This window comes from Paracoccus sp. L-17, from assembly GCF_056857655.1.
Genome location: NZ_JBSXNM010000038.1, coordinates 106,247 through 124,008, shown reverse-complemented (window position 1 = coordinate 124,008; position 17,762 = coordinate 106,247). Strand labels below are relative to the sequence as shown.

General features: G+C 65.1%; 18 protein-coding genes and 1 tRNA gene. 9 read left to right on the top strand and 10 right to left on the bottom strand.

The annotated features are described in order from the left end of the window. Positions 1-189 precede the first annotated feature (189 nt). A complete protein-coding gene (locus tag AC13CR_RS10000) occupies positions 190-933 on the bottom strand; it encodes an SDR family NAD(P)-dependent oxidoreductase (protein ID WP_292958935.1) in 744 nt (247 codons plus the stop codon). 394 nt (positions 934-1,327) lie between these two features. On the opposite strand from AC13CR_RS10000, the gene AC13CR_RS09995 reads away from it, so the two are divergent. Then, positions 1,328-2,020, top strand: coding sequence for a GntR family transcriptional regulator (locus AC13CR_RS09995; protein WP_292958936.1), 693 nt, complete (start codon positions 1,328-1,330; stop codon positions 2,018-2,020). Between the two features lie 322 nt (positions 2,021-2,342). Here the strand turns inward: AC13CR_RS09995 and recG are convergent, their stop codons facing one another. From recG to sciP, 4 genes are all read right to left on the bottom strand, one after another. Beyond that, positions 2,343-4,439, bottom strand: coding sequence for an ATP-dependent DNA helicase RecG (gene recG, locus AC13CR_RS09990; RefSeq protein ID WP_446233572.1), 2,097 nt, complete (start codon positions 4,437-4,439; stop codon positions 2,343-2,345). Continuing rightward, a complete protein-coding gene (ligA, locus tag AC13CR_RS09985; RefSeq protein ID WP_482900463.1) occupies positions 4,436-6,637 on the bottom strand; it encodes an NAD-dependent DNA ligase LigA in 2,202 nt (733 codons plus the stop codon). Before ligA ends, recG begins: the two co-directional genes overlap by 4 nt. Before the next feature lie 157 nt (positions 6,638-6,794). After that, a complete protein-coding gene (gene ctrA, locus AC13CR_RS09980; RefSeq protein ID WP_292957080.1) occupies positions 6,795-7,505 on the bottom strand; it encodes a response regulator transcription factor CtrA in 711 nt (236 codons plus the stop codon). Positions 7,506-7,603: 98 nt separating this feature from the next. Continuing rightward, positions 7,604-7,984, bottom strand: a complete 381-nt coding sequence (sciP, locus tag AC13CR_RS09975) for a CtrA inhibitor SciP (RefSeq protein ID WP_414692142.1) — start codon at positions 7,982-7,984, stop codon at positions 7,604-7,606. Between the two features lie 41 nt (positions 7,985-8,025). Between sciP and mnmA the strand changes: the two genes are divergently transcribed. Continuing rightward, positions 8,026-9,198, top strand: a complete 1,173-nt coding sequence (gene mnmA / locus AC13CR_RS09970) for a tRNA 2-thiouridine(34) synthase MnmA (RefSeq protein ID WP_292953700.1) — start codon at positions 8,026-8,028, stop codon at positions 9,196-9,198. Here mnmA and AC13CR_RS09965 read toward each other — a convergent pair. Further along, the gene (locus tag AC13CR_RS09965) at positions 9,170-9,580 is read right to left on the bottom strand and encodes a SufE family protein (RefSeq protein ID WP_446232071.1); all 411 of its coding nucleotides are present in this window, start codon (positions 9,578-9,580) and stop codon (positions 9,170-9,172) included. The two genes, mnmA and AC13CR_RS09965, sit on opposite strands and share 29 nt — an antisense overlap. Positions 9,581-9,704: 124 nt before the next feature. Here AC13CR_RS09965 and AC13CR_RS09960 point away from each other — a divergent pair, with 124 nt between their 5' ends. Both AC13CR_RS09960 and AC13CR_RS09955 read left to right on the top strand, forming a co-directional pair. Then, positions 9,705-10,214, top strand: coding sequence for a hypothetical protein (locus AC13CR_RS09960; protein ID WP_446233570.1), 510 nt, complete (start codon positions 9,705-9,707; stop codon positions 10,212-10,214). Between the two features lie 44 nt (positions 10,215-10,258). Beyond that, a tRNA-Ser gene (locus tag AC13CR_RS09955) sits at positions 10,259-10,348 on the top strand. Positions 10,349-10,456: 108 nt separating this feature from the next. On the opposite strand, the gene AC13CR_RS09950 is transcribed toward AC13CR_RS09955, so the two are convergent. Beyond that, positions 10,457-10,909 (bottom strand): Hsp20 family protein, encoded by a 453-nt coding sequence (locus tag AC13CR_RS09950; RefSeq protein ID WP_292953691.1) that lies wholly within the window; start codon positions 10,907-10,909, stop codon positions 10,457-10,459. Positions 10,910-11,175: 266 nt separating this feature from the next. On the opposite strand from AC13CR_RS09950, the gene AC13CR_RS09945 reads away from it, so the two are divergent. Next, entirely contained in the window at positions 11,176-11,937 is a 762-nt protein-coding gene (locus tag AC13CR_RS09945) for a DUF599 domain-containing protein (protein WP_292978089.1), read from the top strand. Here AC13CR_RS09945 and AC13CR_RS09940 read toward each other — a convergent pair. Together AC13CR_RS09940 and AC13CR_RS09935 are read right to left on the bottom strand one after the other, a co-directional pair. Then, positions 11,855-13,042, bottom strand: a complete 1,188-nt coding sequence (locus tag AC13CR_RS09940) for an MFS transporter (RefSeq protein WP_292953685.1) — start codon at positions 13,040-13,042, stop codon at positions 11,855-11,857. The genes AC13CR_RS09945 and AC13CR_RS09940 overlap by 83 nt on opposite strands. Before the next feature lie 94 nt (positions 13,043-13,136). After that, positions 13,137-13,535 (bottom strand): hypothetical protein, encoded by a 399-nt coding sequence (locus AC13CR_RS09935; protein ID WP_292953682.1) that lies wholly within the window; start codon positions 13,533-13,535, stop codon positions 13,137-13,139. 54 nt (positions 13,536-13,589) lie between these two features. Between AC13CR_RS09935 and AC13CR_RS09930 the strand changes: the two genes are divergently transcribed. From AC13CR_RS09930 to AC13CR_RS09915, 4 genes are all read left to right on the top strand, one after another. Next, positions 13,590-14,378, top strand: a complete 789-nt coding sequence (locus tag AC13CR_RS09930; RefSeq protein WP_335662077.1) for an alpha/beta fold hydrolase — start codon at positions 13,590-13,592, stop codon at positions 14,376-14,378. 342 nt (positions 14,379-14,720) lie between these two features. Next, on the top strand, positions 14,721-15,278 hold the full coding sequence (hslV, locus tag AC13CR_RS09925) for an ATP-dependent protease subunit HslV (RefSeq protein ID WP_335662076.1): 558 nt from the start codon (positions 14,721-14,723) through the stop codon (positions 15,276-15,278). Between the two features lie 70 nt (positions 15,279-15,348). Beyond that, positions 15,349-16,656 (top strand): ATP-dependent protease ATPase subunit HslU, encoded by a 1,308-nt coding sequence (gene hslU, locus AC13CR_RS09920; RefSeq protein WP_482900462.1) that lies wholly within the window; start codon positions 15,349-15,351, stop codon positions 16,654-16,656. Positions 16,657-16,709: 53 nt separating this feature from the next. Continuing rightward, positions 16,710-16,889 carry a PLDc N-terminal domain-containing protein gene (locus AC13CR_RS09915; RefSeq protein WP_292978092.1) on the top strand — a complete coding sequence of 60 codons (180 nt, stop codon included), beginning with the start codon at positions 16,710-16,712 and terminating at the stop codon, positions 16,887-16,889. A 90-nt stretch (positions 16,890-16,979) separates the two neighbouring features. Here AC13CR_RS09915 and AC13CR_RS09910 read toward each other — a convergent pair whose 3' ends face one another. Next, the gene (locus AC13CR_RS09910) at positions 16,980-17,723 is read right to left on the bottom strand and encodes a flavodoxin family protein (protein ID WP_292953706.1); all 744 of its coding nucleotides are present in this window, start codon (positions 17,721-17,723) and stop codon (positions 16,980-16,982) included. Between the last annotated feature and the right edge of the window lie 39 nt (positions 17,724-17,762).

Genomic DNA, 17,762 nt, shown 5'->3' with positions numbered 1-17,762 from the left:
AGTATACCAGATCAATCTTGCCGAATGGTCCTGCTGATCGACGGGTCGGGACGTTGATTGTGCAACGCCCTTCAGCCCCCTTGCCAAAAGCGGAAGGATGGGACGATCGGGCCTGACGGCTGCGGCAAAGCCTGTTGCCCGACCCTGTCTCCGCGACGGTCCGGCACATGGGCGCGGCCCGTCCCTGCCTCAGGAGAACAGCATCCCGCCATTGATGTCGACATTGGCTCCGGTGATGAAACCGGCTTCGTCACTGACCAGGAAATACACCAGATTGGCGACATCTTCCGATGTCCCCTGGCGCCTGACCGGCGATGCCGCCTCGACGTTGCGACGCACCTCGTCCTTGGTGTGGATGTTGTGAAAATCGGTGTCGATCATGCCGGGGCAAAGCGCATTGACGCGAATCTTCGGACCAAGTTCCTTGGCAAGACCGCGCGTCATCGTCATCACCGCGCCCTTCGACGCGCCATAGGCCACCGAACCCGGCCCGCCGCCGTCGCGCCCGGCCTGGCTTGCAAGGTTGACGATCGAACCGGATTTCAGGTGCGGCAGGCAGGACTTGATCATCAGGAATGTGCTCGTCACATTCAGGTCCATGACTGCCTGCCAATGCTCCAGCGACATTTCCGGAATGGTCTTGCGCGCGATCAGACCGCCGGTGTTGTTGACCAGGATGTCGATGCCGCCAAATTCTTCCAGGGTTCGCTTCACCAGCGCATCCGCGCCGTCCCGGGTGGTCAGGTCGCCGCAAAGCGCGAAAGCCTTGCCGCCCCTGGAACGAATTTCTTCGACCGCGCTGTCCGCCCCGGCGCTGCTGGAGAAGTAGTTGATTGCGACCATCGCGCCTTCTTCGGCAAGACGCATGGCGCAAGCGCGCCCGATGTCGCGACCTCCGCCGGTCACGATAGCGGTTTTTCCCTTGAGCGTCATGTCTGGTCCTTCTCTTACGTTTCTGTCTGTCTGTCCGGGCGGCAACACGCCGCCGGGTCAGGCCGTTGGCCGATCCTCGCAGTCAGGACTTTGAAATACCGCGATCCGCGCCCGGACATCAGCTTCCTCCCCCTGTGCGACGCCTCCATCTGTCGCCTGTGAACCGGCAAGCCGATTCGCTGTCGTGTCTTTCTGGTATACTAGTAATCTTTGTGGTATACTAGATGAGAGTAAGGTAGGGTCATTCGACGGGTGGAACCCTTGAAAAACAAGGCAACAGCCCGATGGGTCATCGAGTTCGCCGACGAAGTTGGCGTTTACCCATGGACGCCACCAACCCGATGGTGTGCCTTCGCGTCGAGGCTTCGAATGAACACAGGATGGAGATGAGGCGATGGTGCAGCCAAGCCATTTGAGTGAGCGGCGGACAAGCGTCGATGACATTTTCGACTATCTCCACGACGAAATCCTGTCGTTGCGCCTGCGGCCCGGTGACAAGATCTCCGAGGCAGAGATCGCGTCGCGATTTGGCGTCTCGCGTCAGCCCGTGCGCGATGCATTCAGCCGTCTCGCGAACCTTGATCTTCTTTTGATCCGCCCGCAGCGGGCAACGGAAGTCAGGCGATTTTCGTCCCGAGAGATCGAGAAATCGCGTTTCATCCGCGCGGCGGTCGAAAAGGAAGTCCTGCGACGGGCGGCACAACATTGCGAAGCCGAGGGTGCCGCGCAGCTCGACGCAGCGCTTGCCAGCCAGGAAAAGGCGATCCGGGACAGCGACGTCGAGGGTTTCGGCGCGCTCGACTATGAATTTCACAAGACGCTTTGCGCCATCGGCCGGGCAGACTTCGCCTTCGATGTCATCATGAGCGAGAAATCCAAGGTGGATCGGCTGTGTACGTTGGGCCTTTCGAAAGAGGATCGCATGCCCCATCTGGTGGCGGATCACCGCGGCATCGCAGAGGCGGTCAAGAACCATGATGCCGAAAAGGCCGTCGAGATCGGCGTGCTGCACCTGTCGCGGCTGGACGACACGATCGCGCGGATCTCGGCAACCAACGCGAATTACTTCGAGCCGGAAGAAACCTGAAATTGCTCTGACCTGCCGGGGACGAATTCGGTCCGGAAGACCCAGGAAAAAACCGGCCCATGACGGGGCCGGTCAAGTTGCGCGTGCAGGGGACAGATTCGGCGCACAGGCGCGGCGCCGTCGCAACGCGGGGCAGAAACGGAAATCAGGCTTGCAGGATCGCGGGCAGCCACAGCACGATGCCCGTGGTGACGGACAGGGCGACAACGCCAAGAAGATCGGACAGAAACTCGCGGGTCATGGACAACTCCTCTCTGTTGCTTCTTTGTTCTCATATTGAAGCCGTCGTGTAAAGAACTTTTTAAGAACATTTCAGGAATTTCTAACCGATCGCGATCAGCCGGATCGATTCTTCCTGGCTCATCAGCCACATCAGCATCCGGATCGCGCGGCCGCGCGGACTGTCGAGACCGGGGTCGCGTTCAAGCGTTGCCCGGGCATCCTGTCGCGCCACCGCCATCAACCCGGCCTGATGTTCCAGATCGGCAATGCGGAAACGCGGCAGACCGGATTGCGCGGTGCCGATCACATCGCCCGCGCCCCGCATTTCCAGATCCACCTCGGCGATGCGGAATCCGTCCTCGGTATCGCGCAGGGTGGTCAGACGCCGGGCGCCGGTCTCGTTCAGGGGCGCGTGATAGATCAGCAGGCAGGTCGAGGCCCCCTGCCCGCGCCCGACGCGCCCGCGCAATTGGTGCAGTTGCGCCAGTCCAAAGCTTTCGGCGCGCTCGATCACCATGATCGTGGCCTCCGGCACATCCACGCCGACCTCGATCACGGTTGTGGCGACCAGGATCCGCGCCCGCCCGGCGGCGAAATCCGCCATCGCGGCATCGCGCTGATCGCCCGGCATCTGCCCGTGGACCAGCCGCACCTGATCGCCGAACTGCGTTCGAAGCGACTGAAACCGCGCCTCGGCCGCCGTCAGATCGCTGACCTCGCTTTCATCCACCAGCGGGCAGACCCAATAGGCGCGCGCGCCCTGTTCCAAAGCCTTTCGCAGGCGTGCCGTCACCTCGTCCAACCGCTGGTCACCGATCATCACGGTCGTGATCGGCTGGCGTCCCGGCGGCTTTTCATCCAGCACCGACAGATCCAGATCGCCATATTGCGACAAAGCCAGCGAACGCGGAATCGGTGTTGCGGTCATGATCAGCATGTCGGGCGGCGCTTCGCCCTTGGCGGAAAGCTGCAACCTCTGGGCCACGCCGAAACGGTGCTGTTCGTCGATGATGGCCAGCCGCAGGTCGTGAAAATGCACATCCTTCTGAAAGACCGCATGGGTGCCCACAAGAATGTCGATCTGCCCCTGGCCCAGATCGTCCAGCAACTGCGCCCGCAATTCTCCCTTGTCGCGGCCGGTCAGGGCGGCCAGCCGCACCCCGGCCGCGCGCGCCAGCGGTTCCAGAGCGCGGGCGTGCTGGCGGGCGAGAATCTCGGTCGGGGCCATCAGCACGGCCTGCCCGCCCGCCTCGACCGCGATCAGGGCGGACAGGATCGCGACCAGCGTCTTGCCTGCGCCGACATCGCCCTGCAGCAGCCGGTTCATGCGCCGGTCCGACGCCATGTCTGCGGCAATCTCGTCCACGGCACGGATCTGGGCACCGGTCGGCGGCCAGGGCAGGTTGGCCAGCACCGCGCCCCGCAGGCGACCGTCGCCCACGCTGGCCCGGCCCTTCAGCCGCCGCTTTTCGCGCCGGACCAGCGCCAGGGTCATCTGATGGGCGAAGAATTCGTCATAGGCCAGCCGCGCGCGCGCCGGATCGTCGGGCGACAGATCGCGCATATGCGCCGGCGCATGGGCCCGTTTCAGCGCCTCTGATAAGCCGGGCCAGCCGCGCCGCGCCAGGACCTGCGGATCGATCCATTCCTCAAGCTGCGGCAGGCGGATCATCGCGCCCTCGACCGCTTTGGCCATCATCTTCTGGGTCAGGCCGGCAGACAGCGGATAGACCGCCTCGAAGTCGGGCGGCGGCGGATGATCCTCGGTCAGAATGTGGTCGGGATGAACCATCTGGGCCAGGCCGTCGAACAATTCCAGCTTGCCGCTGATCATGCGGCGCGCGCCGGTCGGCAACCGGCTTTCGATCCATTCGCGTCGCGGATGGAAAAAGACCAGCGTCAGATCGCCCACGCCGTCACTGCAATGAACCCGCCACGGGCGCCCGCGCACGGTGGGCGGGTGGTGGCGGCCGATCGTCACGGTGACGGTGACGATCTCGGGCGGGCGCGCATCCGCCAGCCGGTCGATGCGGCGGCGGGTGACGCCGCTGTGAGGCAACGTCAGGATCAGGTCGCGCGGCCGCTCGATCCCCATCTGTTCAAGTCCCGCCCGGCCTTTCGGGCCGATGCCCGGCAACGTGTCGATGGCCGCGAACAGCGGAAACAGTGCCGGCGGGCGGCCCCCGGGCTGGCTCATCCCGCCCCCGCGATGCGCAGCCATTCATCCTCGTCGATGACCTTCACGCCCAGTTCGGCGGCTTTTGTTGCCTTGGAGCCCGCACCGGGACCGGCAATCAGCAGATCGGTCCTGGCGCTGACCGAGCCTGCGACCTTGGCGCCCATCGCCTCGGCCCGGGCCTTGGCCTCGGCGCGTGTCATCCGTTCCAGCGTGCCGGTGAAGACCAGGGTCTTGCCGCTGACCGGACTGCCTTCGTCGACTTCCGTATCGTCGGGCTTCACCTTCAGTTGCGCGATCAACCGGTTGATGCTCGCGCGTTCGGCGTCCTGCCGGAAGGTCGTGACCAGCGATTGCACCAGAACCGACCCTATGCCGTCGATGCCGGTCAGTTTTGCCCAGTTGGGACTGCGGTCCATCGCCGCCTTGCGGGCCTTGTCATCGGGGGCCGCGAAGGCGGGTTCCTGCGCCGCGCCGTCGATCGCCGAAACCAGCCGGCCCCAGGTGCCGAAATGGCGCGCAAGCGTGGCCGAGGCGACCTCGCCCACATGCCGGACGCCAAGAGCGAATATAAGCCTTTTCAATGCGATGTCGCGACGATCCTCGATAGCGGCGAACAGCTTTTCGACCGATCTGTCGCCAAACCCTTCGCGGTTCTTCAGCTTCGACAGGTTCCGGGCGTCGCGGGCGGCCAGGGTAAAGATATCGGCGGGTTCGCGGATCGGCAGGGCATCATCGGCGAAGAACATCTCGATCTGTTTGGCGCCCAGCCCGTCGATGTCGAAGGCGGCGCGGCCGACGAAATGTTTCAGCTTCTCGACCGCCTGGGCCGGGCAGATCAGTCCGCCCGTGCAGCGGCGCACCGAATCGCCCGGCTCGCGGATCGCATCCGATCCGCATTCCGGGCAAAGCGACGGAAATTCATAGGGCGCGCTGCCCTTGGGCCGGCGCGACAGATCCACATCGGCGATCTTCGGAATCACGTCGCCCGCGCGATAGACCTTGACCCAATCGCCCTCGCGAATGTCGCGCCCCTCGCGGATCGGCGCGCCGCTGCTGTCGCGCCCGGCGATGTAATCCTCGTTGTGCAGGGTCGCGTTCGAGACGACGACCCCGCCGACCGTCACCGGCTCGAGCCGCGCGACGGGGGACAGGGCGCCGGTGCGGCCGACCTGAATCTCGATGCGATCAAGGCGAGTCCAGGCGGTTTCGGCAGGGAATTTGTGCGCCAGAGCCCATCGCGGCGTGGTCGAACGAAAACCCAGCCGGGCCTGATAGGCCAGGTCGTTCACCTTGTAGACCACCCCATCGATGTCATATCCCAGTGTCGCGCGCTGTTGTTCGATCCGCGACCAGACGGCGATCATGGACTCGAGATCGTCGCACAGCGTCATCAGCGGGTTGGTCTGAAAGCCCAGTCCCGCCAGCCGGCCCACCGCATCCATCTGGCTGTCGGCCAGAGGCGCCGAGACCGCGCCCCAGCCATAGGCAAAGTAGCGCAGCGGTCGCGACGCTGTCACAGCCGGATCGATCTGGCGCAAAGAGCCGGCAGCAGCATTGCGCGGATTGGCGAAGACGCGGCCGCCGTCCTGAGCGTTCAGACGGGCGAAATCCGCGTGACTCATGTAGACCTCGCCGCGGACCTCCAGGATCTCGGGCGCGCCTTTCAGGATTGTGGGAATGTCCGAAATCGTCCGGGCATTGGCGGTGACGTTCTCGCCGACGGCGCCGTCGCCGCGCGTGGCGGCCTGGACCAGGCGGCCCCTTTCATAGCGCAGCGACAGCGACAATCCGTCGATCTTGGGTTCCGCGGCGATCTTCAGCGGCGCTTCCTCGGACAGGTTCAGAAAGCCGCGGATTCGGGCCACGAAATCGGCGACCTCGGCCCTTGAGAAGGCATTGGCCAGCGACATCATCCGCTGGGCATGGACAACCTTGCCGAATCCCTCGGCCGGTTTCGCGCCGACCTTGCCGGTCGGACTGTCAGGATGGGCGAGATCCGGAAAAGCCTGTTCCAGCGCGGCCAGCCGCTGTTTCAGCGAATCGTAATCCGCGTCGGAGATCCGCGGCGCATCCCTGGTATGATAGTCTTCGTTCGCCCGCGCGATCCGAGCCGAGAGATCGGCGATCTCGTCAGCCGCCTGCTGCTGGTCAAGTTCGACGATCCGGCTTCGCGGCGATCGCGTCCGGACATGCTTGGAATCGCTTTCTTCCGTCATGCATCGCACCTGCCTGAAGGGGGATCAATGTGCTGTCCGCCCCTTCTATACGACGCCAGGGCGGCTGCTAAAAGCCGCGGTCGTCGCTGCCGTCGGCAGGAAGACGAGACAGCCGGGCCGCCGCCGCGACCCGGCTGTCTCTTGGCTGATCCGTCATTCAGGCGCCGATCGCCAGCCGCTCTTCGTTGGCGGGACCGGGATCGCGCAGCACATAGCCGCGCCCCCAGACCGTCTCGATGTGATTTTCGCCGCCCAGTGCCTCGGACAGTTTCTTGCGCAACTTGCAAATGAAGACGTCGATGATCTTCAGTTCGGGCTCGTCCATGCCGCCATAGAGATGGTTCAGGAACATTTCCTTGGTCAGCGTCGTGCCCTTTCGCAGGCTCAGCAGTTCGAGGATCTGGTATTCCTTGCCGGTCAGGTTGACCGAGCGGCCCCTGACCTCGACCGAGCGCGCGTCCAGATTGACCACGATCTCGCCGGTCTGGATGATCGCCTGGCTATGACCCTTGGAGCGGCGGATGATCGCCTGGATACGGGCCTGCAATTCCTCGCGGTTGAAGGGCTTCGTCATGTAGTCGTCGGCGCCGAAGCCAAAGCCGCGCAGCTTGCTTTCGGTGTCGTCGGACCCGGTCAGGATCAGGATCGGCGTGTCGATCCGCGCCAGCCGCAGATGACGCAGAACCTCCATCCCGTGCATGTCCGGCAGATCCAGATCCAGCAGGATCAGGTCATAGTCGTAAAGCTTGGCCAGATCGATGCCTTCCTCACCCATATCGGTGCGGAACACGTTGAAGCTGGCCGCCGTCAGCATCAGTTCGATCGCCTTCGCGGTGTTGGGATCGTCCTCTACCAGTAGAATGCGCATGGCCTGAATTGTCCCCGATTGTTCTTGGTCCCTGGCCGACCATCCGGCGACAAGGTTAATATCCCGTTACTTAAACCCAGAAAAACGCATGACGCAACCTAAGGTTGTCTAAAGCGCTGCAAGGCAGTGACTTTCAGCGCGGCGCGGCCGTGGGTTTCAACCGCCTTGCGCCAGGCCTCGAATTCTTCTTCGGACAGGCCATAGCGGCGCAATGCATCCTCGCGCGTGATCAGGCCATGGCGCACGGCTGCAACGACGGTTTCCTTGCGGCTGGCGACCCAGCGGGTTTCGGGCGGCGGCAGATCCGCCACCGTCAGGATGGCGCCATCCGGCAATGTCACGGTGCGGGGGCCTTCGGTCTTTTTCACGAACATTCCACGGTCCTTAAATCGCGTCTGCCAACCATGATCCAAAGATTTTAAGCCACGGTTATTCCGCGGCGGCATTTCCTCGGGGTTCGCCTTGAGAATGCGGGGCATTTGCCTATATTTCGATGCAATCCGATATCCGGGATCATGCCATGACCGCCACCGACCTTGCCCCCGCACCTGCGCGGGCGTCAGACCTGAACAGCCTTGGCTTCGCCAAGCCCGCCGCACAGACGCGGGTGGTCGTGGCCATGTCGGGCGGCGTTGACAGTTCGGTCGTCGCGGCAAAGCTGAAATCCGAAGGCTACGATGTCATCGGCGTGACGCTGCAGCTTTACGATCACGGCGCGGCGCTGGCCAAGAAGGGTGCGTGCTGCGCGGGCCAGGACATCCACGATGCCCGCCGCGTGGCGGAACGGATGGGCTTTCCGCATTACGTGCTGGACTACGAGAACAGGTTCCGCGAATCGGTCATCGACGAATTCGCGGACGCCTATCTGGGCGGCGCGACGCCCGTGCCCTGCATCCGCTGCAACGAGCGGGTGAAATTCCGCGATCTGCTGGACACCGCCCGCGATCTGGACGCCGATTGCATGGCGACCGGCCACTACATCCAGCGCAAGCACGGCGCCGGCCGGGCCGAACTGCACATGGCCGCCGATATAAACCGCGATCAAAGCTATTTCCTGTTCTCGACCACGCAAGAGCAGCTTGATTTCCTTCGTTTTCCGCTGGGCCATCTGGAAAGCAAGGCGGAAACGCGCGCGCTGGCCGCCCGGTTCGGGCTGTCGGTCGCGGACAAGCCCGATTCGCAGGACATCTGCTTCGTTCCGAACGGCGACTATGCCGCGGTCATCGAAAAGCTGCGCCCCGGCGCGGCCGATCCGGGCGAGATCGTGGACATGGAAGGCACGGTTCTCGGCCGTCATCGCGGCGTGATCCATTACACGATCGGCCAGAGGCGCGGCCTTGGCATCGGTGGACTGGACGATCCACTCTATGTCGTGCGGCTGGAGCCCGAGACGCGGCGTGTCGTTGTCGGCCCGAAATCGGCGCTGGCCACCCGCATCGTGCCCGTCAGCGAGGTCAACTGGCTGGGCGATCAGCCCTTCACGGGCGAGATCCCGGTCATGGTGCGCATCCGGTCGACCCGGCCGCCGCGGCCGGCGATCCTGCGCCCGCGCGACGCCACCCGGGCCGAGGTCGAATTGCTGGATGCCGAGGAGGGCGTCAGCCCCGGACAGGCCTGCGTCTTCTATGCCCCCGACAGCACCCGCGTTCTGGGCGGCGGCTGGATCACGCTGCGGCGGCGGAAAGCTGCCTGATCCGCGCGACCATCGCCCGCAATCCGTTCGAGCGCTGCGAGGACAGATGCTCGTCCAGCCCCAGCCGGCCCAGTTCGGCCTGCGCGTCGATGGCGTCGATCTCGTTCACCGGAACCCCGGCATAAAGCGCGTGCAGCACTGCGATCAGCCCGCGCACGATCAGCGCGTCGCTGTCGCCCTGAAAGTCAAAGCGTCCGCCCTTGATCATCGGCATGATCCAGACCTGGCTGGCGCAGCCCTCGACCTTGGTCGCGGGCACCTGCAGCGCCGGGTCCATCGGCGGCATCGCCTTGCCCAATTCGATGACATGGCGATAGCGATCTTCCCAATCGTCGAGAAAGTCGAAGGTCTCGGCGATCTCTTCAAAGGCGGCGGTGGCCATGATGCGATCCTTTCGGCTGGCAATGCCGGGGTTAGCGCGCGCGGGCGGCAAGGTCAAAGAGGCTTTCATCGCGGTTTGCTTTCGCCTAGGATTTTGGCAAAGTGACATCGCCCGAGGGACCGCCATGACAAGATTGTCCGCCACGCTGCTGATCCCGGCCCTGTTTCTTTCTGGCTGCGGCGGCCGTTTCAGCTACAGCGGGCTGAACCCCTTCGGCTGGTTTTCGGGCGGCGGCAGCCGCCAGGCCGCCACGCTGGCTCCCGAGGGCGGATACGGGCAGAACGCCGATCAGCGGCCAGGCATTGCGCAGATCCTGTCGGCGGGCTGGCAGCCCCTGAACGAAGGGCGGCTGCTTGTCGTCACCGGCATGGCGCCGAGCAAGGGCTATTCCCAGGTCGCGCTGATCACCGCCCGTCCGCAGCCCTCGGGCCGAGCCGCGCCGGACGAAGATGGCATTCTTCGCCTGCGTCTCGTGGGCGTGCCTCCGCTTCCGGACAGCGCGCAGGCGACGATGGCGGCCGCTCCGGCGACCGACACCATCACCGCCGGACTCGCGCTGTCGAACATCCAGCTTGCCCGGATCCGCGCGGTCGAGATCTCCGGCGCGACGAATGTCGTCCGGCTGAACCGCTAAGGCCGGTTGATCCCGCGCGCGCGGCAGTCTAATCCGCGCGGATCGGAAGCGTGGCCGAGTGGTTTAAGGCTCTGGTCTTGAAAACCAGCGTGCGGGAAACCGCACCGTGGGTTCGAATCCCACCGCTTCCGCCACTTTAGCAAAGATGCCGGACACCCATCGCCGATATCATGCCCGCCGACGGAGCGCGGCGGGCATGAACGGCCTGTCGGGGAAAAGACAGGCTGCGGGGTTCGGCGCGGTCAGGCGTCGAGCTTCTCGACCTTGGGCGCCGATTTGGCGATCTCGATCCGGCGCGGTTTCAGCGCCTCGGGCACTTCCCGGACCAAATCGATATGCAGCATTCCGTCGGCATGGCTGGCGCCATCGACACGGACGTGATCGGCCAGGGTGAACTTGCGCTCGAACGCGCGGGTCGCGATGCCGCGGTGCAGATAGGACCGGCCGTCATCCTCTTCGGCCTTCCGGGCCGAGACGATCACGGCGCCGTCACGAACCTCGACCGACAGATCATCGGCGGCAAAACCCGCCACAGCGATCGAGATTCGATAGGCATCCTCGCCGGTCTTCTCGATGTTGTAGGGCGGATAGGTCGGGGCCGCGACATCGGCGGACAGGGTTCGATCCATCACGTCCGCCAGACGGTCAAAGCCGACCGAGGCACGATAGAGCGGGGTCAGATCAAAATTGCGCATGGGTTACATCCTTTCATAAGCGATGCGGTCTAAGGCCCCCCGGTTTCCGGGCGGGCGTCCTGCCGGCGCCATTCAAGGCCGCCGGACAGAATAGATCTAGGGAACCGAAAGCAGCCTTCAAGACCCGGCGCAACCGATCGTGAAGGCCCGCGCCCGCCGCCGTTTGCCGGGTGCTGTCGCCGCCTGCGCCGACCTGCCGGATACCGCATCGGCGCGGCGTGCGAACAGGGCTTTCAAGGCGCGACCCGGCAGCCTAAACCAGGCTCATGCAGTTCGACATGACCTTCGCCACGCGTTTCGATCCCGCCGATCTGGCGGCGGTGCTGGCTCTGTTCGCCGCCTGGTGGGGCATCGGCTGGATGACCGAGCGACCGCCGGCCGGCAAGCCCTCGGTCTCGGTGCTGATGACGCGGTTCCGGCGCGAATGGATGCTGCACTTCCTGACCAGGGAACCACGCATCTTCGACGGCAATATCCTGGCCAGCCTGCGCGAGGGCACGGCCTTCTTCGCATCCGCCTGCATGATCGCGACCGGTGGAATCCTGGCGCTGATCGGCAATACCGACCCGTTGCGCGGTCTGGCCCGCGAATTCGATCTGGATCGCGGCCTGACCATCCTGTGGGAGGTCAAGCTGCTGGTGACGATGTTCTTCGTCGTCAACGCCTTCCTGAAATTCGTCTGGGCGCACCGGCTGTTCGGCTATTGCGCGATCATGATGGCAGCGGTGCCCAACGATCCGGCCGATCCGGCGGCGCGGGATCGCGCCATGCAGGCGGCGGACCTGAACATCACCGCCGCCCGCAGCTTCAATGCCGGGCTGCGCAGCGTCTATTTCGCCCTCGGCTCACTGAGCTGGCTGGCCGGGCCCTGGGCGCTGCTGGCCGGCGTGGCGGTCGTGCTGTTCGTGACCTGGCGGCGCGAATTCGCCTCGACCTCGCGGCAGGTCATCCTGCGCAATCTGCCACCGCCGCGGAGACCCGGTCCTGTCGCAAAGCCAGCATCAGAACCACCGCACCCGCAGCCGTAAGCGCGATTCCCACCAGACCGGGCGCGCGCCAGCCCCATCCTGCGGTCAGCGCCAGACCGGCCAGGAAAGGCCCAAGCGCGTTGGCCGCGTTGAACGCCGCGTGGTTCATCGCCGCGGCCATGTTCTGCGCCCGGCCCGCCACGTCCATCAGCCGCGTCTGCAGCGGGATCACCAGTCCCGCCCCCGCCGCCAGCAGAAAGCTGGAAACGACCATCAGCACCCAGTTTCCCACGGCCAGCGCGGCGAAGCCCTGCGTCACCGCCATCGCGGCAAGGCTGACATAGGCGGCGCGGGCCGTGCCCAGCCGCTCGGTCACGCGCCCGGCGAACCACGTGCCCAGTGTCCCGCCCAGGCCGAAGACCGCCAGCGCCAGCGGGATGGCCCAGCCCGGACCGTCGCTGGTGGCAAGGATCGCGGCCGTCAGGTAGGAATAGACCGCAAACAGCCCGCCAAAGCCGATCGCGCCCACGGCGAGGGTCCACAGCACGCGCGGATTGCGCAGGGCCTGCAATTCGTCCAGCGGGCGGGCATCGGGATCGCCGCCGACGCGCGGCGCCAGTCTGAGGATCGCCCAGGCCGAGATCAGCGCGATCAGGCCCGGCAGCGCAAAACCCCATCGCCAGCCGATCCCCTGCCCCATCGCGCCGGCCAGGGGAACGCCAAAGATATTCGCGATCGTCAGGCCCATCAACACCTGCGCAGCCCCTCGCGCGCGTTGTCCGGCCGGCAAGGCATCGGCGGCATAAAGCATCGCGACGCCCAGGAATCCGCCATGCGGCAGACCGGCCAGAAACCGCATCACGGTCAGCGCCGCCAGCCCCGGCAGTGCCGCGGCCAGAAGGTTCATGATCCCGTAAAAGGCGATCAGCGCCGCCAGATAGCGCCGGCGCGGCAGTTTGGCGCCCATCATCGAGGTCAGCGGCGCGCCGATCACGACGCCAAGCGCATAGGCGCTGATGACATGGCCCGCCTGCGGGTCGGTAATGCCCAGATCGGCAGCGAAATAGGGCAAAAGCCCCATCGCGGCGAATTCGGACGTGCCGATGGCAAAGGCGCCGATGGCCAGCGCCAGAATCGCGTTCCGGAATTCTCGGTTCTCGGGCATCATTGTCTCTCGCACATGTCGGAGCCAAGATCATGCTGCGGCGCAGCATTGACAACCCCCTGTTCCTGCAAGCCGGGTTGCACGATGTGCAAGGCTAAAGCCTGCCGCGCCACACCAGAAGCCAGACGATCGCCGCGCCCAGAACCAGCAGTCCGAAGGCGACCGAGGCCGCAAAGCTGATCGCGCGGCCCTGCCAACGGTTGAACTGGCCCAGAGGCTGCAAGTGGGCGATCAACAAGTCGCGGTCGCGGCTGAGCCCGGCCAGATCCATCTGCCGGGCGACCTTGGGCTGACGCGCCAGCGTTTCGGCGCGCGCCAGCCGGGCGCCGGCCTTGCGCAGCCTTCGCGGCAGGGCGCCGCCGCGGCGGCGCAGCATGATCCGCAGCGGTGGCCGTTCGCCCCGCCTGGCGCCACCGAACCGCGCCGCGATCATGTGCGAAACCTCTGCAGCCATGTCGCCGATCTCTTCGAAACTCTGCGCATCCCGTGCCATGGCCACAGGCTACGCGGGATGGCGGGCGGGCGCCAGACGCCGTAGGCTGCCGACATGAAGCTGAATCACGTCTCGATCGGGCCCGAAGGCGGGCTTCCCATCCTTCTGGTTCACGGCCTGTTTGGTCAGGGCCGCAATCTGGGCGCTCTGGCCCGGCGGCTGGCCGAATCGCGACGGGTGGTGACGGCGGACCTGCGCAATCACGGCGACAGCCCGCAAGATCCCGATCACAGCTATGCGGCGATGGCAGGCGATCTGGCGGAGTTGATCGGAATTCTCGGCGGGCGCGCCGATCTGGTCGGTCATTCGATGGGCGGCAAGGCGTCGATGGCGCTGGCGCTGACGCGGCCGCGGATGGTGCGCAAGCTGGCGGTGATGGACATCGCTCCCATCGCCTATCGCCACGACCAGAGCCACCATATCGACGCCATGGAATCCCTGGACCTGCGCAATCTGAGACGCCGCAGCGACGCCGACCGGCTTCTGGCCGCGCTGGTAGACGAGCCGGGCACCCGCGCCTTTCTGCTGCAATCGCTGGATCTGAAGGCCGATCCGCCGGCATGGCGGCTGAACCTGCCTGCGCTGCGCGCGGCGATGGCCGACCTGGTGGGCTGGCCGGAGGACCTGCCGCAGGGGACCTTCGACGGGCCGGTCCTCGAAATCGCGGGGGCGCGGTCGGATTACCTCAGCAAGGCGGGGCAGAAGGCGCTGCGCGCCAGCTTTCCCCAGGCCCGCGTGGTCAAGGTCAAGGACGCAGGCCATTGGCTGCACGCCGACGCGCCCGATGCGGTGGCAGCGATCCTGTCCCAGTTTCTGGGAGCGGCCGAGATCTCCGAGACATAATCCGCACACCGACGCGGATTCCGGCGAGTTGGAGGGATTCGCGACCGTTGTCGTCGCGCGGGTCACGGCGCGGGGCAAGAACCTCGGTGGCCTGGAGATCTCTGAACGGGCACCCAGGGCCAAGGCGGTTTAGATTGACGCCAGGTTTCCGGCTCGGCCGCACACTGGAAGCCCGGATCCGCCGTCGCCCCTGAGAATGTGGATCCGGCCGGCGCCGGCGCGAAAAACCACCCTGCCCGCAGACCCGCGCAGCAGCCTGCCAGAGCCCTGCACGGGATGGAACGGCTTGCAGTCATCGGGGCGCCTTCATATCTGGGTCCGGACAGAAGACGGAGACTTCCGATGGCGGATGAGACATTTCCCGGCTGGCACGGCACCACCATCCTTGCGGTGCGGCGCGGCGGCAGGGTCGTGGTCGCGGGCGACGGTCAGGTCAGCGTGGGCCAGACGGTGATGAAAGGCAGCGCGCGCAAGGTGCGGCGGCTGGCGCCGGGCGGGCGCGACGTCGTGGCGGGCTTTGCCGGTTCGACCGCCGACGCCTTCACCCTGCTGGAACGGCTGGAGAAGAAGCTGGAATCCGCGCCCGGACAATTGCAACGCGCCTGCGTGGACCTGGCCAAGGATTGGCGCACCGACAAGTACCTGCGCAATCTCGAGGCGATGCTGATCGTGACCGATGGCGACCAGATCTATGTCGTCACCGGCGCGGGCGATGTGCTGGAACCCGAACATGACGTGGCCGCCATCGGATCGGGCGGCAACTTCGCGCTGGCAGCGGCGCGGGGGCTGATGGAAACCGATCTCGATGCCGAGGCAGTCGCCCGCAAGGCGATGGCGATTGCGGCCGATATCTGCGTCTATACAAACGGAAACCTTACCGTCGAATTCCTGGAAGGGTAAGGCGGCGGCGCCCCATCGGCCCGTGTCGGGCCTCATCCCCGGGATATCTGACGACCAAAGCAGGCATGACATGACCGACCTGACACCGCGCGAGATCGTATCCGAGCTGGATCGCTTCATCATCGGACAGAAGGAGGCCAAGCGCGCCGTCTCTGTCGCGCTGCGCAACCGCTGGCGGCGCAAACAGCTGGGCGACGACCTGCGTGACGAGGTCTATCCCAAGAACATCCTGATGATCGGCCCCACCGGCGTCGGCAAGACCGAGATCAGCCGGCGGCTGGCCCGACTGGCCAATGCGCCCTTCATCAAGGTCGAGGCAACCAAGTTCACCGAAGTCGGCTATGTCGGTCGCGATGTGGAACAGATCGTCCGCGATCTGGCCGACGCGGCCATGATCGACACCCGCGAGCGGATGCGCGACGAGGTGAAGGCCAAGGCTCATGCCCTTGCCGAGGAGCGGGTGGTCGAGGCTTTGGCCGGCGAAAGCGCGCGCGACGGCACCCGGCAGATGTTTCGCGACAAGCTGAAACGCGGCGAACTGGACGACACCATGATCGAACTGGAATTGCAGGACAATTCCAACCCCCTGGGTGGCATGGAAATGCCCGGCCAACCGGGTCAGCCGCTGGGCGGAATGATGGATCTGTCCGGGCTGATGAAGGCGTTTGGCGGGCGCCGGGTTCGGCGCAGGGTGACGGTCGCGGAAAGTTATGAATTGCTGATCGCGGAAGAGGCGGACAAGCTGCTCGATGACGATGTGGTCAAGGCCGCCGCGCTGGAATCGGTGCAGGAAAACGGCATCGTCTTCATCGACGAGATCGACAAGGTCTGCGCGCGGGCGGATGCGCGCGGCGGCGATGTCAGCCGCGAGGGCGTGCAGCGCGACCTGCTGCCGCTGATCGAGGGCACGACCGTCAGCACGAAATACGGCGCGGTCAGGACCGATCATATCCTGTTCATCGCCTCGGGCGCGTTCCACGTGGCCAAACCCAGCGACCTGCTGCCCGAATTGCAGGGCCGCCTGCCGATCCGGGTCGAGTTGCGGGCGCTGACGGAAGAGGATTTCATCCGGATCCTGACCGAAACCGACAACGCGCTGACGCGGCAGTACACCGCCCTGATGGCCACCGAGGGCGTCGATGTGACCTTTGCCGATAACGGCATCGCGGCTCTTGCCCGGATCGCGGCCGAGGTGAACAGCGCGGTCGAGAATATCGGCGCGCGGCGTCTTTACACGGTGATCGAACGGGTCTTCGAGGATCTGTCATTCGAGGCGCCGGACCAGAAGGGTCAGTCCGTCAGCGTGGATGCCGACTACGTCGAGAAGCGTCTGGGCGATCTGTCCCGGTCGACCGATCTGTCGCGCTACGTCCTGTAGGGAACCCCGCGGCGGCCGGCGGGGTTGGCCATCAGGCAACAGGAGAAACAGCCATGGAATATCTGTTCGGCATTGTCATTCTGGTTCTGGATATCTGGGCAATCGCGCAGGTGATCAATACCAATGAAGGCACCGGCACCAAGTTGCTGTGGATCCTGCTGATCGCGATCCTGCCCATCCTGGGTCTGATCATCTGGTATTTCGCCGGTCCGAAATCGAATCTGAAGATCTGAGCCTTCGGTCACCTCGCCTTTCGGACAAGCAAGCTTGCCTTAGGCCGGCAAGCCGGGTGCCGGCCTGATCCTGCGCAATCGGGCGGCCGGCTAGCCGGGCTGGGGTTTTTCATAGTCGAACCGGCACCCGGCCGACCACGCTTTCCGGTCGTTGCCGTGGCTGGGGATGCCGCCAGCATCCTTCAGCATCCGCGCCATGTGCAGCAGGTTCCAGGTCATGATCGTGGTATTGCGCTGCGTGAACTCGTTGTCGAGCCCGGCGCCATCATCGCCATAGCTCGGGCCTGGGCCCGCCTCGCCGATCCATCCGCAATCGGCCTGCGGCGGAATCGCGTAACCCAGATGCGACAGGGAATAGAGCACGTTCATCGCCACATGCTTGATCCCGTCCTCGTTGCCGGTGACCACGACACCGCCGGTCTTGCCGTAGAAGATGGACTGGCCCTTGTCGTTCAACATCCCCGACATGGCATAGAGACGCTCGATCAGCAGCCGGCAGACCGAAGATTGCTCGCCCAGCCAGATCGGCGTGCCGACGACAAGGATGTCTGCGGCCTTCACCTTGGGCCACAGGTCGGGCCAGTCGTCGCGGTCCCATCCATGCTCGCGCATGTCGGGTTGCACGCCAAAGGCAATATCGTGCGCGGTCATGCGGATCTCGTCGACGGCGACGCCGCTCTTGCGCATGATCCTGGCCGAGCTGCCCATCAACAATGAGGTATGGGACGCCTGGTCGGGATGCTTCAGGGTGCAGTTGAAGAACACGGCGCGCAGATCGGAAAAATCGGTGTTTTTTTCGCCGCGATGGGCGGCTTGCTTCTCGCTCGGGTCCATGGGGTCCTCTTTTCTTTCATTTGCAGGACATCGGGCGCC

Bases quoted from the DNA above. Each gene is read 5' to 3' on its own strand.
- AC13CR_RS10000 (WP_292958935.1), bottom strand. From the start codon at position 933: ATGACGCTCAAGGGAAAAACCGCTATCGTGACCGGCGGAGGTCGCGAC.
- AC13CR_RS09995 (WP_292958936.1), top strand. From the start codon at position 1,328: ATGGTGCAGCCAAGCCATTTGAGTGAGCGGCGGACAAGCGTCGATGAC.
- recG (WP_446233572.1), bottom strand. From the start codon at position 4,439: ATGAGCCAGCCCGGGGGCCGCCCGCCGGCACTGTTTCCGCTGTTCGCG.
- ligA (WP_482900463.1), bottom strand. From the start codon at position 6,637: ATGACGGAAGAAAGCGATTCCAAGCATGTCCGGACGCGATCGCCGCGA.
- ctrA (WP_292957080.1), bottom strand. From the start codon at position 7,505: ATGCGCATTCTACTGGTAGAGGACGATCCCAACACCGCGAAGGCGATC.
- sciP (WP_414692142.1), bottom strand. From the start codon at position 7,984: ATGCCCCGCATTCTCAAGGCGAACCCCGAGGAAATGCCGCCGCGGAAT.
- mnmA (WP_292953700.1), top strand. From the start codon at position 8,026: ATGACCGCCACCGACCTTGCCCCCGCACCTGCGCGGGCGTCAGACCTG.
- AC13CR_RS09965 (WP_446232071.1), bottom strand. From the start codon at position 9,580: ATGGCCACCGCCGCCTTTGAAGAGATCGCCGAGACCTTCGACTTTCTC.
- AC13CR_RS09960 (WP_446233570.1), top strand. From the start codon at position 9,705: ATGACAAGATTGTCCGCCACGCTGCTGATCCCGGCCCTGTTTCTTTCT.
- AC13CR_RS09950 (WP_292953691.1), bottom strand. From the start codon at position 10,909: ATGCGCAATTTTGATCTGACCCCGCTCTATCGTGCCTCGGTCGGCTTT.
- AC13CR_RS09945 (WP_292978089.1), top strand. From the start codon at position 11,176: ATGCAGTTCGACATGACCTTCGCCACGCGTTTCGATCCCGCCGATCTG.
- AC13CR_RS09940 (WP_292953685.1), bottom strand. From the start codon at position 13,042: ATGCCCGAGAACCGAGAATTCCGGAACGCGATTCTGGCGCTGGCCATC.
- AC13CR_RS09935 (WP_292953682.1), bottom strand. From the start codon at position 13,535: ATGGCACGGGATGCGCAGAGTTTCGAAGAGATCGGCGACATGGCTGCA.
- AC13CR_RS09930 (WP_335662077.1), top strand. From the start codon at position 13,590: ATGAAGCTGAATCACGTCTCGATCGGGCCCGAAGGCGGGCTTCCCATC.
- hslV (WP_335662076.1), top strand. From the start codon at position 14,721: ATGGCGGATGAGACATTTCCCGGCTGGCACGGCACCACCATCCTTGCG.
- hslU (WP_482900462.1), top strand. From the start codon at position 15,349: ATGACCGACCTGACACCGCGCGAGATCGTATCCGAGCTGGATCGCTTC.
- AC13CR_RS09915 (WP_292978092.1), top strand. From the start codon at position 16,710: ATGGAATATCTGTTCGGCATTGTCATTCTGGTTCTGGATATCTGGGCA.
- AC13CR_RS09910 (WP_292953706.1), bottom strand. From the start codon at position 17,723: ATGGACCCGAGCGAGAAGCAAGCCGCCCATCGCGGCGAAAAAAACACC.